Source organism: Sphingobium bisphenolivorans (genome assembly GCF_000412635.1).
Lineage (GTDB): Bacteria > Pseudomonadota > Alphaproteobacteria > Sphingomonadales > Sphingomonadaceae > Sphingobium > Sphingobium bisphenolivorans.
In genome coordinates, this window is sequence record NZ_ASTG01000015.1 from 17,826 (window position 1) to 30,573 (window position 12,748).

The 12,748-nt window shown below is 65.2% G+C and carries 13 protein-coding genes; 6 read left to right on the forward strand and 7 right to left on the reverse strand.

Annotated features, from left to right (window positions below; translation table 11 throughout):
• Positions 1–49: 49 nt before the first annotated feature.
• The 7 genes from L858_RS0111695 to L858_RS0111725 form a co-directional block, all read right to left on the reverse strand.
• Positions 50–616 (reverse strand): NADPH-dependent FMN reductase, encoded by a 567-nt coding sequence (locus L858_RS0111695; protein WP_022683334.1) that lies wholly within the window; start codon positions 614–616, stop codon positions 50–52.
• Positions 617–787: 171 nt separating this feature from the next.
• On the reverse strand, positions 788–970 hold the full coding sequence (locus L858_RS0111700) for a hypothetical protein (protein WP_021245469.1): 183 nt from the start codon (positions 968–970) through the stop codon (positions 788–790).
• A gap of 132 nt (positions 971–1,102) precedes the next feature.
• Positions 1,103–2,392: an adenylosuccinate synthase gene (locus L858_RS0111705; RefSeq protein ID WP_022683335.1), complete on the reverse strand. Its 1,290-nt coding sequence runs from the start codon at positions 2,390–2,392 to the stop codon at positions 1,103–1,105.
• Between the two features lie 132 nt (positions 2,393–2,524).
• Entirely contained in the window at positions 2,525–3,652 is a 1,128-nt protein-coding gene (locus tag L858_RS0111710) for an ATP phosphoribosyltransferase regulatory subunit (RefSeq protein ID WP_022683336.1), read from the reverse strand.
• Entirely contained in the window at positions 3,652–4,038 is a 387-nt protein-coding gene (locus L858_RS21280; protein ID WP_081643341.1) for an endonuclease domain-containing protein, read from the reverse strand. Before L858_RS21280 ends, L858_RS0111710 begins: the two co-directional genes overlap by 1 nt.
• A 55-nt stretch (positions 4,039–4,093) precedes the next feature.
• Complete coding sequence (gene serA / locus L858_RS0111720) at positions 4,094–5,674, reverse strand: phosphoglycerate dehydrogenase (protein WP_022683338.1); 1,581 nt, start codon at positions 5,672–5,674, stop codon at positions 4,094–4,096.
• Between the two features lie 116 nt (positions 5,675–5,790).
• Positions 5,791–6,951 carry a phosphoserine transaminase gene (locus tag L858_RS0111725; RefSeq protein ID WP_022683339.1) on the reverse strand — a complete coding sequence of 387 codons (1,161 nt, stop codon included), beginning with the start codon at positions 6,949–6,951 and terminating at the stop codon, positions 5,791–5,793.
• A 177-nt stretch (positions 6,952–7,128) separates the two neighbouring features.
• Between L858_RS0111725 and L858_RS0111730 the strand changes: the two genes are divergently transcribed.
• From L858_RS0111730 to L858_RS0111755, 6 genes are all read left to right on the forward strand, one after another.
• Positions 7,129–7,827 carry an extensin family protein gene (locus tag L858_RS0111730; RefSeq protein ID WP_022683340.1) on the forward strand — a complete coding sequence of 233 codons (699 nt, stop codon included), beginning with the start codon at positions 7,129–7,131 and terminating at the stop codon, positions 7,825–7,827.
• A 41-nt stretch (positions 7,828–7,868) separates the two neighbouring features.
• Positions 7,869–8,747, forward strand: coding sequence for an LOG family protein (locus L858_RS0111735; protein WP_022683341.1), 879 nt, complete (start codon positions 7,869–7,871; stop codon positions 8,745–8,747).
• A 175-nt stretch (positions 8,748–8,922) separates the two neighbouring features.
• The gene (locus L858_RS0111740; protein WP_022683342.1) at positions 8,923–9,582 is read left to right on the forward strand and encodes a pyrimidine 5'-nucleotidase; all 660 of its coding nucleotides are present in this window, start codon (positions 8,923–8,925) and stop codon (positions 9,580–9,582) included.
• 9 nt (positions 9,583–9,591) lie between these two features.
• On the forward strand, positions 9,592–10,431 hold the full coding sequence (gene dapD, locus L858_RS0111745; RefSeq protein ID WP_022683343.1) for a 2,3,4,5-tetrahydropyridine-2,6-dicarboxylate N-succinyltransferase: 840 nt from the start codon (positions 9,592–9,594) through the stop codon (positions 10,429–10,431).
• Between the two features lie 149 nt (positions 10,432–10,580).
• The gene (locus tag L858_RS19960) at positions 10,581–12,440 is read left to right on the forward strand and encodes an ABCB family ABC transporter ATP-binding protein/permease (protein WP_022683344.1); all 1,860 of its coding nucleotides are present in this window, start codon (positions 10,581–10,583) and stop codon (positions 12,438–12,440) included.
• 13 nt (positions 12,441–12,453) lie between these two features.
• A complete protein-coding gene (locus tag L858_RS0111755; protein ID WP_022683345.1) occupies positions 12,454–12,747 on the forward strand; it encodes a hypothetical protein in 294 nt (97 codons plus the stop codon).
• Position 12,748: the final 1 nt, after the last annotated feature.

The following is a 12,748-nucleotide window of genomic DNA, read 5'->3' on the forward strand; positions in this document are numbered from 1 at the left end:
AAAGGGACGCCAACGCCCGAGGGACGCAAAAGGCTATTCAAGCCTCGCTTCAGCTTCGCTTCCCTGCCGCAGCCCAATGAGCGAGACTGCGCGCGAAACCCGCAAAGCCGCGCTCCAGCGCAGCGCCGCCGTCGCCATGGGGGCGGCCCTCGGCATCCAGCGTGTCACCGATCTGGCCGACGCTCAACCGCTCGGGAATGACCGCCATGCCCATGGCGCTGAGCGTCACCGTCCAGGCGGCGTGGCTGTTGACGCCGGCATAGCGGCCCATCGAATAGCTGACGATGCCCGCAGGACGGCGGTCGAACTCCTTGAGATAATGGTCAACGAGATTCTTGAGGCCCGGCTGCACGCCGCGATTATATTCCCCTGTGACGAACACGAAGGCGTCCGCGGCGCTCAGCCGCTCCGCCAGCGCGGTCATGGCGGCGGGCGCTTCTCCGGCCGGATAGTCGCTGTAGCGCAGGTCCAGCATGGGCAGGCCGACAGCCATGGCGTCGACCAGTTCGGCCTTGTGGCCGAGGCTTCCAAACCCCTTCATCAGATAATCGGCGAGGCGGATGCCCAACCGGCCGCGGCGATAGGAGCCGTAGAGAACGAGGATGTCGAGCGGCATGGGAGCCTCCGTGGTGAGAGGCTGATGTTTTCCCATGAATGGAGCAGAGCGTCCAGCTTCTGGAGACGAACGACGTGCGCCTGTGGAGGCAGGAAACCAGTTCCAGCGTCCGCCAATCCAAGCATCGGCCGGACTGGGTTTCTGCATTCGCAGGAACCCAGATAGCGTCAGTCAGCGCAACTTCGCGATCGAAAGCCCGTCCTGCTTGGCACGGGCTTTCACCGATTCCTCGCTGCGGGTGAGCGCCTTGGCGATCGCCTTGAGCGCCATGCCCTTCTTCGCCAGCGTGTGAAGCTTTTGCAGCTCGTCCGCCGTCCAGGGCTGTTTGTGACGCTCGAAGCGGTCGCCGGCCATGAGTCTTCCTTTGTTTGGAACCGCATCGGCCCGCTCCCCACCCGGCCACCCGACGGCAGTATCATATGGGCGGTCGGGTGGGGGGAGCGGGCCGGTGCCGATCTGTTTCAGCTCAGCTGAACCAGCATAGCATCAGTCCGCGAACGGGTCGCGCACAAGGATGGTGTCGTCCCGCTCGGGGCTGGTGGAGACGAGCGTCACCGGGCAGCCGATCAGCTCCTCGATCCGGCGGATATATTTGATCGCCTGCGCCGGAAGGTCGGCCCAGCTGCGGGCGCCGGCAGTCGTGTCCTGCCAGCCTTCGATATCCTCGTAGATCGCTTCCGCCTTCGCCTGGTCCTGAGCATGGGCGGGGAGATAGTCGAACGTCTGGTCGCCGATCCGGTAGCCGGTGCAGATCTTCAGCGTCTCGAACCCGTCGAGCACGTCGAGCTTGGTGAGCGCGATGCCGGTGACGCCCGAGACGGCGACCGACTGGCGCACCAGCACGGCGTCGAACCAGCCGCAGCGGCGCTTGCGCCCAGTGACCGTGCCGAATTCATGGCCGCGTTCACCGAGGCGCTGGCCGACGTTATTTTCCTGCTCGGTCGGGAACGGACCGGAGCCGACGCGGGTGGTGTAGGCCTTGACGATGCCCAGCACGAAGCCTGCGCCGCTGGGGCCAAGGCCAGTGCCGCTCGCCGCCGTGCCGGCCACCGTGTTCGACGAGGTGACGAAGGGATAGGTGCCGTGATCGATGTCAAGCAGCGTGCCCTGCGCGCCCTCGAACAGGATGCGCTTGCCTTCCGCCTTCGCCTTGTTGAGCGTCAGCCATACGGGCTGCACGAAGGGCAGGATGAAGCCGGCGATGTCGCGCAGCTCCGCCATCAGCGCCTCGCGGTCGATCGGCGCTTCGCCGAAACCGGCGCGGAGCGCATCGTGGTGCGCGGTCAGGCGGTCCAGCTGGGGACCGAGATCATCGAGATGGGCGAGGTCGCACACGCGGATCGCGCGGCGGCCGACCTTGTCCTCATAGGCCGGGCCGATGCCGCGGCGGGTGGTACCGATCTTGCCGGCGCCGCTCGCATCCTCGCGAAGGCCGTCGAGGTCGCGGTGGAAGGGCAGGATCAGCGGGCAGGTTTCCGCGATCTGGAGGTTGCCGGGGTTGATCATCACCCCCTGCCCCTTGAGCTTCGCGACCTCATCGCGGAAGTGCCATGGATCGAGCACTACGCCATTGCCGATGACGCTGAGCGTGCCGCGCACGATGCCCGACGGGAGCAGCGAGAGCTTATAGACATTGTCGCCGACGACCAGCGTGTGTCCGGCATTATGGCCGCCCTGGAAGCGGGCGACGACGTCGGCGCGCTCCGACAGCCAGTCGACGATCTTGCCCTTGCCTTCGTCGCCCCACTGGGCGCCGATCACGGTTACATTTGCCATGGATACAGACCTCCGCCCGCCGCGCGGACCGGCCATGCCCTTCGACGGGACTCGGCATGCCGATAGGATCAATTGGGCGGAATTCGCCCTGTTGCGGGGCGCGCGTTAGCCGCGCTGCCCCAGCGGGTCAAGTCAGTAAGGCCGCGGTTCGTCGCCGTCGAGCCAATGGGTGCAGCGCAGCGCCTCGCCATTTTGATCAGGGCTGAGCGCCGCGAGCGTGCGCCAGCCCTCCCCGCGAAGCTGCGCGGCCCGGCCTGAGTCGTAGTGCAGCGGCAGGAACAGCCGCTTGGGACTTTCCCGGCCGAAGCCCGCATCGATCAGCGGATCGGGATAGAGGGAAAAGCCGATGGCGGGTTCTTCCGAACCGTCGGCGCGGGCGATGGCATAGCTGCCGCCCCGGCCGATCTCCCCGACGAAACCGTCCGCGAAGATCGAGAAGCCGAACCAGTTCTGATATTCAAAGCCGTGCCGCTCGGTCGGATCGAGCGTCAGGGTGATGTCCCAGCCGATCGGCTTCGCGATCGCGCGCAACCCCGCGATTCGGCCGTCCATCGCGCCGCCGAGTTGCCTGTTCAGCGCCTCGAGCTTTTCCATGGCGGGATGAAAGGGACCGGTCGCTTCGATCAGCGGCAGGTAGGCGGCGGCGGCCGGACCGAGCGCGGCAAGCGCGCCCGCGTCCTTCGCATCGAGTTCGGCGCGGACCGCTTCAATCTCGTGCGGCGCGAGGGGCAGCGGTCCCGCAGCGAGGCTGTCGATCAGGTCGGGCAGGGTGAAATCGATGGTGATCCCGGTGACGCCCGCGGCTTGCAGCGCCTCGATCGCGACATTCACGATCTCGACCGCGGCGGCGATGCTGTCGCTGCCGATCAGTTCCGCGCCAAGTTGCAGCCGCTCGCGCTCAGGCCGAAGCTGGTTCGCGCGCAGACGGATCACCGGACCGCCATAGGACAGGCGCAGCGGGCGCGGTACGCCGGCAAGGCGCGTGGCCGCGATACGCCCGATCTGCGCGGTCATGTCCGGGCGCAGGGCTAGGCTGCGTTGCGAAACCGGATCGACGGCGCGAACCAGGTCCTGCGCGCGCATGGATTTGAGGCGGCCGACCAGCGTGTCCTCGAACTCGGCGACGGGCGGCATCACCCGCTCATAGCCATGCGCCGCGACCGTATCGAGCACGCTGCGCGTCAGCCGCGCGGAAGCTTCGGCCTGCGGCGGCAGGCGGTCGGAAAGGCCTTCGGGAAGGAGGCCGGGCGGGATGGCCATTACAGCTCCCTCCCCCCTAGGGGGGAGGGTCGGGGAGAGGGGGCATCGCGCAACGCCTGCGCGATGGCGCCAAGCACGCCCTCAATATTTCCCATCACATCCGGGTTGCCGAAACGAAGCACGCGATATCCTAGCGATTCCAGAAATTCCGTTCGTCGTGCGTCATAGCGATCTTTGAAGCAATGTGTATCCCCATCGATCTCGATGATGAGCCTCGCGGCCTTGGAGGCGAAATCGACGATGTAGGGCGCGATGATTGTCTGACGGGTGAACTGCTGATTTTCAAAACGGTTGGCGCGAAGCGCTAACCAGAGCTTTTGTTCTGAGGGGGTGGGTTGGCGCGCATTTGCCTCGCGCGCTCCTTGAGCTTTGGGTCGAGACGCAATCTTGCCTCCCCCTCTCCCAAACCCTCCCCCCGAGGGGGGAGGGCTTTTCGGGTTGTTACGCGAAGCGCAGCAGCTTCACCGTCTTGACGCCTGCGAGCTTGCAGATGTCCGCCAGCACATCCTCGTTAACCGCGCCGTCGACCGAGAGCAGCAGCACGGCTTCGCCCCCCTGGTTGCGGCGGCCGAGGTGGAAGGTGCCGATGTTGACGCCCGCTTCGCCCAGCGTGCTCCCCAAGCGACCGATGAAGCCCGGCGCGTCCTGGTTGACGATGTAGAGCATGTGGCCGGCAAGGTCGGCTTCGACCTTGATGCCGAACAGTTCGACGAGGCGCGGCTGCGAATGGCCGAACAGGGTGCCCGCAACCGACTTGTCGCCGCTTTCCGTCTTCACCGTGACGCGCACGAGGGTCTGGTAGTCGCCTTCGCGGTCGTGGCGCACTTCGCGCACGTCGAGACCGCGTTCCTTCGCGAGGAAGGGCGCGTTGACCATGTTCACCGTGTCCGAATAGACGCGCATCAGGCCGGCGAGCACCGCCGCGGTGATCGGCTTCTGGTTGAGCTCGGCGGCATGGCCCTCGACCTCCACCGCGACGCTCTGGATGCGGTCGCCTTCGAGCTGGCCGACGAGGCTGCCCAGTTCTTCCGCGAGCGCCATATAGGGCTTGAGCTTCGGGGCTTCCTCAGCGGACAGCGACGGCACGTTGAGGGCATTGGTGATGCCGCCATCGAGCAGATAGTCGCTGAGCTGCTCGGCAACCTGAAGCGCGACGTTGACCTGCGCTTCGTCAGTCGACGCGCCGAGGTGCGGGGTGCAGATGAAGTTGGGGGTGCCGAACAGCGGCGATTCCTTGGCCGGTTCCTGCACGAACACGTCGAGCGCGGCGCCAGCGACATGGCCTGCATCCATGGCTTCCTTGAGCGCGGCTTCGTCGATCAGACCGCCACGGGCGCAATTGATGATGCGCACGCCCTTCTTCGTCTTGGCGAGATTTTCCTTGCTCAGGATGTTGCGCGTCTGGTCGGTCAGCGGCGTGTGCAGCGTGATGAAGTCCGCCTTCGCCAGCAGCGTGTCGAGATCGGCCTTCTCCACGCCCATTTCGACGGCGCGTTCGGGCGTCAGGAAGGGATCGAAGGCGACGACCTTCATCTTGAGGCCGAGCGCGCGGCTGGCGACGATCGAGCCGATATTGCCCGCGCCGATCAGGCCCAGCGTCTTGCCGGTGACTTCCACGCCCATGAAGCCGTTCTTGGGCCACAGGCCCTGCTGCGTCTGGGCGTTCGCCTCGGGCAGCTGGCGGGCCAGCGCGAACATCAGGGCAATGGCGTGTTCGGCGGTGGTGATCGAGTTGCCGAACGGGGTGTTCATCACGATCACGCCCTTTGACGAGGCGGCCGGAATATCGACATTGTCGACGCCGATGCCGGCGCGGCCGATGACCTTGAGGTTGGTTGCGTGGTCGAGAATGTCCTTCGTGACCTTGGTGGAGCTGCGGATGGCGAGGCCGTCATATTGGCCGATGATCGCCTTCAGCTCGTCAGGGGTCTTGCCGGTGATTTCATCGACTTCGACGCCGCGTTCACGGAAGATCGCGGCGGCACGGGGGTCCATCTTGTCGGAAATAAGTACCTTGGGCATCTGTGTTTCCTAAATTTCATCGTCATCCCGGACCTTATCCGGGGTCCCGCTTGACTGCGGGCGGACATGAAGAAGCGGGACCCCGGCTCAAGGCCGGGGTGACGCAGTTAAGCTAATCAGCCAGCCTTGGCCGTCGCATAGGCCCAGTCGAGCCAGGGGCCGAGCGCTTCGATGTCCGCCGTCTCGACGGTCGCGCCGCACCAAATGCGCAGGCCCGCCGGAGCATCGCGATAACCCGCGACGTCATAGGCGGCGCCTTCCTTCTCCAGCAGAGCCGCGAAGCTCTTGATGAAGGCTTCGTCCGCGCCTTCCACGGTCAGGCAGACGCTGGTGGTCGAGCGGGTGGCCGGATCGGCGGCGAGATGGCCCAGCCATTCACGCTCTTCGACCAGCTTGTTCAGCGCCGCTGCATTGGCGTTGCTGCGTGCGATCAGGCCCTGAAGGCCGCCCAGCGACTTGCCCCATTCCAGCGCGAAGATCGCGTCCTCGACCGCCAGCATGGAGGGCGTGTTGATCGTCTCGCCCTTGAAGATGCCCTCGGCCAGCTTGCCCTTCGCCATCAGGCGGAAGACCTTGGGCAGCGGCCAGGCGGGGGTGTGGTTTTCCAGACGCTCGACCGCGCGAGGGCCGAGGATCAGCACGCCATGGCCGCCCTCGCCGCCCAGCACCTTCTGCCAGGAGAAGGTGGCGACGTCGATCTTGGTCCAGTCGATCTCATAGGCGAAGACCGCGCTGGTAGCGTCGGCGAAGGTCAGGCCTTCGCGGTCGGCCGGGATCCAGTCAGCGTTCGGCACGCGCACGCCGGACGTGGTGCCGTTCCAGGTGAACAGCACGTCATGGGCGAAGTTCACACCGTTCAGGTCGGGCAGCTGGCCATAGTCGGCGCGGATGATCGTGGGGTCGAGCTTCAGCTGCTTGGCAGCGTCCGTCACCCAGCCTTCGCCAAAGCTTTCCCAGGCGAGCGTCGTCACCGGGCGGGCGCCGAGCATGGTCCACATCGCCATTTCGAAGGCGCCGGTGTCAGAGCCCGGGACGATGCCGATGCGGTGCGTTTCGGGCAGATTCAGCAGCTCGCGCATCAGGTCGATGCAGTAGGCGAGACGGGTCTTGCCGATCTTGGCGCGGTGCGAGCGGCCGAGGGATTCGGCGCTCAGCTTGTCGGCGCTCCAGCCCGGAGGCTTGGCGCAGGGACCGGAAGAGAAATAGGGGCGAGCCGGCTTGGTTGCGGGCTTGGCGGCAGGCGCAATGGTGGCGTCTGCGGCGAACGTTTCAGTCATGTACTGCGTCTCCTTACAGAGAGCACGCGCGGCGTTGGGACCGCGTGGCCCGCCGGCCGAACTAAAGTCTTCGCCCCAAGAGTCAAGCCGTCAACGAGTCCGGATGATGGTCTGGACGCGACGAACCGTTGGCGATGTTAACGCAAGGCCCAGCATGTCGTGGTAAATGGTCAAGTCATGACTATGCGGGTGTGGGGAAAAGCGGTTTATCGCCAGGCGGGACTGGCGGCGGTCACGGCGGCCGGGCTGACTCTGGCGGGCTGTGGCGGCGATCTGGTGCCGCGGGGCCGCGTCGAACGGCCGTCCAAACCGGTTAAAAGAGCCGCCCGACACCCCGCTCCGCCGACGATGGAAGTGCGCCAGTGCATGGCGAAGCTGACGTCGCAATCGGTCGCCTTCACGCCCCTGCCGGACCAGAATTTCGGCGGCGGGTGCAACGCGCTGGGCAGCGTCAAGCTGCTCGACATCGGGGTTCCGACCAGCAATCTAGGGGCCATGACCTGCAATCTCGCGGCCAATTTCGCAGCCTGGGCGCGCTACGGCGTGCAGCCCGCCGCGCGGCTGATCCTGGGCGCGGAGATCGAAAGGATCGAGACGTTCGGCACCTATAATTGCCGGCCGATCGCGGGCAGCGGCAGGCTGTCCGAACATGCGCACAGCAATGCCGTCGATGTGTCGGCCTTCGTCCTGAGTGATGGGCGGCGAATTTCCATCGAAAAGGACTGGAACGGCGACAGCCGCGTGCAGCAGTTCCTGAAGATCGTGCATGCCAGTGCTTGCAAACGATTCCGCACGGTACTGAGCCCCGATTACAACGCGGCTCATCACGATCATTTTCATTTCGACATGGGCGGAAAAGGTGGCTTCTGCCGCTAAGCGCCCTTGGCTTTGCCGCACGCCGCCCTAAGTTGGAGCTAATGACAAGACAAGAAATCGAAGAGCGCAAATTCCGGCCCGCGCGTCAGGAAGCTGCCGATGCCCGCAAGACCGTAGGCACTCCCCAGACCAACAGCGCCGCCTACCGCCTGGCCTTTCAGGATACCGAGTTCCTGCTGCGCGAGGATCTGCGACCGGTGCGGTTCCAGCTGGAACTGCTGAAGCCGCAGCTGCTGATGGACGAAGCGGGCATCGAATCGACTTTCGTCTTCTACGGATCGGCCCGCATCCCCGAGCCTGAACAGGTTCAGGCGCGGATCGATGCCGCGACGACCCCGGACCAGCGGCGCATCGCGGAGAATCTGGGCAAGAAGGCCCGCTATTATGAGGAAGCGCGCAAGCTGGCCCGGATCGCTGCGGAATATCCGGTGAACGAGGCGGGGTGCCGCCATTTCGTGGTCTGCTCAGGGGGCGGGCCGTCGATCATGGAGGCCGCCAATCGCGGCGCGGCGGACGTGGGCGCGCAGACGATCGGCATGAATATCGTGCTGCCGCACGAGCAGGCGCCCAACCGCTTCGTCACGCCGGAGCTGAGCTTCCAGTTCCATTATTTCGCGCTGCGCAAGATGCACTTCCTGCTGCGCGCGCGGGCGCTGGCGGTATTTCCTGGCGGCTTCGGGACGTTCGACGAGATGTTCGAGCTGCTGACCCTGATCCAGACCGGCAAGATGAAGCCGATCCCGGTGCTGCTGTTCGGACGAGACTTCTGGACGCGCGTGGTGGATTTCGAGGCGCTGGCTGAAGAGGGGGTGATTTCGCCCTCCGACCTCAACCTGCTGACCTGGGTGGAGACGGCCGAGGACGCATGGGCGGCGGTGCAGACCTTCTATGAGGATAGCGCCGCGCCGGGCTGCGGGTGACTGCACAACTTCAAAGTCCCGTCATTGCCGCGAAGGCGGGAATCCATTTCCGGACCTAACGCCAAGCACAGCCGTTGGGAGATGGATCCCCGCCTGCGCGGGGACGACGATTAAGGAGAGGTGTTGCAAGGCGTCGGCCCTTGCCCTCCCCGCCCGGTAGGACTAGGGCGCGGCCATGCGCGCGGACCTTGCCCATGTCGACAGCTGGATCTTCGATCTGGACAATACGCTCTACCCGGCAAAGGCGGACCTGTTCGCACTGATCGACGTCAAGATGGGCGAGTTCATCCAGGGCCTGCTCGGCTGCGATCCCGAGGTCGCGAAGGCGACCCAGAAGCGCTATTTCATGGAACATGGCACGACGCTGTCGGGGCTGATGCACCATCACGGCATCGAGCCGCGCGCTTTTCTGGACTACGTCCATGACATCTCGATGGACCGGCTGGAAGTGGACGAGGCGCTGAATGCCCATATCGCCGCGCTGCCGGGCCGGCGGCTGATCTTCACCAATGGCGACGGCGCCTATGCCACGCGGGTGCTCGACAAGCTGGGACTGACCGGCGCGTTCGAGCTGATCCACGACATTCAGGCCTGCCAATATGTGCCCAAGCCTGATCCGTCCGGCTATGCCGAACTCTGCCGCGTCCACAAGGTCGACCCGACCCGCGCCGCCTTTTTCGAGGACATGGCGCGCAACCTGAAACCCGCCAAGGCGATCGGCATGACCACCATCTGGGTCAATAACGGCTCGGAAGCCGGCAATCACGAGCATCATCCCGACTTCATCGATTTCGAAACCGACCATCTGACGCCGTTTCTGGCGAGCATCTTGTAAGGACAGGCCATGAGCAACGAACTGATCGCGACCATCGACGCCGCTTGGGAGGACCGGGCCAATGTCAATCTTAAGACCCAGGGCGCTGTGCGCCAGGCGGTCGACAAGGCGCTGGCGCTGCTGGACAGCGGCGAACTGCGCGTCGCTGAGCCGACCGCGGATGGCTGGCAGGTCAACCAGTGGGCGAAGAAGGCGGTGCTGCTGTCCTTCCGCCTCAACGACAATGTCATGATCGACAATGGCCCGGGCGCGGGCCATTGGTGGGACAAGGTGCCGAGCAAGTTCGCCGGCTGGGACGAGGCCGCCTTCCGCGCCGCTGGTTTCCGTGCGGTGCCGGGCAGCTTCGCCCGCGCGGGCGCGCATATCGCCAAGAATGTCATCCTGATGCCGAGTTTCGTCAATATCGGCGCGTTCGTGGACGAGGGCACGATGGTCGACACCTGGGTGACGGTCGGCAGCTGCGCGCAGATCGGCAAGAATGTCCACCTGTCGGGCGGCGTCGGCATTGGCGGCGTGCTGGAGCCGCTGCAGGCCGATCCGGTGATCATCGAGGATGACTGCTTCATCGGCGCGCGGTCGGAAGTCGTTGAGGGCGTGCGCATCGGCAAGGGTTCGGTGCTGTCGATGGGCGTGTTCATCGGCCAGTCGACCAAGATCGTCGATCGCACCACCGGAGAGATCTTCATGGGCGAAGTGCCGCCCTATTCGGTGGTCGTGCCGGGATCGCTGCCCGGAAAGCCCCTGCCCGACGGCACGCCCGGACCAAGCCTCTATTGCGCCGTGATCGTGAAGCGGGTCGATGCGCAGACGCGGTCGAAGACCGGGATCAACGAGCTGCTGCGCGACTGAAACTGAAGGATTAGGAATTGCGTGCTCCTGCGAAGGCAGGAGCCCAATTCCGCCCTCTGATCTGGGCTCCTGCCTTCGCAGCACGGATGCTGAAGCCGCAAGGTTGAACATACTGGATGCGAGCGGCTCGAAAGCCTACATAATCCCCCATGCCGCCATCCACACCCGACAATAGCCCGCTCCCGCCCGTATGGGAGACGATGCGGCGCTTCTTCCCCTATCTCTGGCCGGCCGATGCGCCTGCGTTGCGACGGCGGGTGGTCATCGCCATGGCGCTGGTGCTGGTGGCGAAGATCGTCAGCCTCGCCATGCCCTTCGCCTATAAGGGCGCGGTCGACCGCATGGTGCCGGGCATGGAGGCGGGCGCCAGCCTCGCCATCGCGCTGGTCGTCGCCTATGCCGGCGCGCGCTTCGGCAGCGTGCTGTTCGACAATCTGCGCAACGCCATTTTCGAACGCGTCGGGCAGGAAGCCGGCCGGCGGCTGGCGGACGATGTGTTCGTGCATCTGCACCGCCTGTCGCTGCGCTTCCATCTCGACCGGCGCACCGGCGCGGTCACCAAAATCGTGGAGCGCGGCACGAAGAGCATCGACACGATGCTTTATTTCCTGCTGTTCAACATCGCGCCCACGGTGCTGGAACTGGCGGCGGTCTGCGTCATCTTCTTCTGGAAATTCGGCGCAGGGCTGGTCGCGGCGACGCTGGTGATGGTGGGCCTCTATATCTGGTTCACCCGGACGATCACCGAATGGCGCAACCAGCTGCGGCGCGACATGGTGGACATGGACACCAGCGCCGTCGCCCATGCGGTCGACAGCCTGCTCAATTTCGAGACGGTCAAGTATTTCGGCGCGGAAGAACGCGAAGCCGCCCGTTACGGCACTGCGATGCGGCGCTATGCCAATGCGGCGGTGAAGTCGGAGAACAGCCTTGCCTGGCTGAATATCGGCCAGTCGCTGATCACCAACCTCATGATGGCGGGCGCGATGGGCTATACGGTCTGGGGATGGAGCCGGGGGCAGTTCTCGACCGGTGACGTGGTGCTGGTGAACACGCTGCTGAGCCAGCTGTTCCGGCCGCTCGACCTGCTCGGCATGGTCTATCGCACGATCCGGCAGGGCCTGATCGACATGGAAGCGATGTACAAGCTGATCGATACGGAAACCGAGATCAGCGACGCGCCCGGCGCGCCGATGCTGCATGTGGAGGCGGGCGAGGTGCGCTTCGATCATGTGCATTTCGGCTATGATCCTGAGCGCGAAATCCTGCATGGCGTCAGCTTCACCGTGCCGGCCGGCAAGACACTTGCGATCGTGGGTCCGTCAGGCGCGGGCAAATCAACCATCGCCCGCCTTCTCTTCCGCTTCTACGACATTCAGGGCGGCCGGATCAGCATCGACGGGCAGGATATCGCGCAGGTGACGCAGCAATCGCTGCGTGCCGCGATCGGCATCGTGCCGCAGGACATGGTGCTGTTCAACGACACGGTCGGCTATAATATCGGCTATGGCCGCGACGGGGCGACCCAGGCGGAAATCGAGGCGGCGGCGAAGGCGGCATCCATCCACGACTTCATCATGGGCTTGCCGCAGGGCTATGCCACGCGTGTGGGCGAGCGGGGCCTCAAGCTTTCGGGCGGCGAGAAGCAGCGGGTGGCGATTGCCCGGACGCTGCTGAAGGACCCGCCGGTGCTGGTGCTGGACGAGGCGACCAGCGCGCTCGACAGCCGGACGGAGACGGAAATCCAGGATGTGCTGCGCAGCATTGCGCGCAAGCGCACCACGCTGATCGTCGCGCATAGGCTCTCGACAGTGGTGGAAGCCGATGAGATTATCGTGCTGGAACGCGGGCGGATCGTGGAGCGCGGCCGCCATGCCGATCTGGTGCGCGCCGATGGCCTCTATGCCGCCATGTGGGCGCGGCAGGCCACCGAGCGGTCGGACATGGCCAGCGAGCCGGTGATCGACGATCATATCCCCGGGGTTGAAGCGGTTGAGCGAACGGGATGAGGGAGCAGGTCTGATGGCGAAGGCAGGAACGCGGCTGGCGGTGGACCATCCCTGGCGCACCATCATCTGGTGCCTCGCCGCCGCGATCCTGCTGATGCCGCTGGTCGCGATGCAGTTCACGGACGAGGTGCGCTGGACCGCGTGGGACTTTGCGGCGGCAGGCGGGCTGCTGATCGGCGCTATCGGCCTGTATGAGGTCGCCGCGCGCGTCCTGCGTGATCGCCGGCTACTGCCTCTGATCGCAGCTGTGCTGATGCTGATGGTGCTGCTGATCTGGGCGGAGGGCGCGGTCGGTATCTTCGACTGAA

What these genes read in the sequence shown, in the direction of transcription:
- L858_RS0111705 (WP_022683335.1), bottom strand. Translation starts at nt 2,392, where the DNA reads ATGGCAAATGTAACCGTGATCGGCGCCCAGTGGGGCGACGAAGGCAAG.
- L858_RS0111740 (WP_022683342.1), top strand. Translation starts at nt 8,923, where the DNA reads ATGCGCGCGGACCTTGCCCATGTCGACAGCTGGATCTTCGATCTGGAC.
- L858_RS0111725 (WP_022683339.1), bottom strand. Translation starts at nt 6,951, where the DNA reads ATGACTGAAACGTTCGCCGCAGACGCCACCATTGCGCCTGCCGCCAAG.
- L858_RS19960 (WP_022683344.1), top strand. Translation starts at nt 10,581, where the DNA reads ATGCCGCCATCCACACCCGACAATAGCCCGCTCCCGCCCGTATGGGAG.
- L858_RS0111710 (WP_022683336.1), bottom strand. Translation starts at nt 3,652, where the DNA reads ATGGCCATCCCGCCCGGCCTCCTTCCCGAAGGCCTTTCCGACCGCCTG.
- L858_RS0111755 (WP_022683345.1), top strand. Translation starts at nt 12,454, where the DNA reads ATGGCGAAGGCAGGAACGCGGCTGGCGGTGGACCATCCCTGGCGCACC.
- L858_RS0111700 (WP_021245469.1), bottom strand. Translation starts at nt 970, where the DNA reads ATGGCCGGCGACCGCTTCGAGCGTCACAAACAGCCCTGGACGGCGGAC.
- L858_RS0111735 (WP_022683341.1), top strand. Translation starts at nt 7,869, where the DNA reads ATGACAAGACAAGAAATCGAAGAGCGCAAATTCCGGCCCGCGCGTCAG.
- serA (WP_022683338.1), bottom strand. Translation starts at nt 5,674, where the DNA reads ATGCCCAAGGTACTTATTTCCGACAAGATGGACCCCCGTGCCGCCGCG.
- L858_RS0111695 (WP_022683334.1), bottom strand. Translation starts at nt 616, where the DNA reads ATGCCGCTCGACATCCTCGTTCTCTACGGCTCCTATCGCCGCGGCCGG.
- dapD (WP_022683343.1), top strand. Translation starts at nt 9,592, where the DNA reads ATGAGCAACGAACTGATCGCGACCATCGACGCCGCTTGGGAGGACCGG.
- L858_RS0111730 (WP_022683340.1), top strand. Translation starts at nt 7,129, where the DNA reads ATGACTATGCGGGTGTGGGGAAAAGCGGTTTATCGCCAGGCGGGACTG.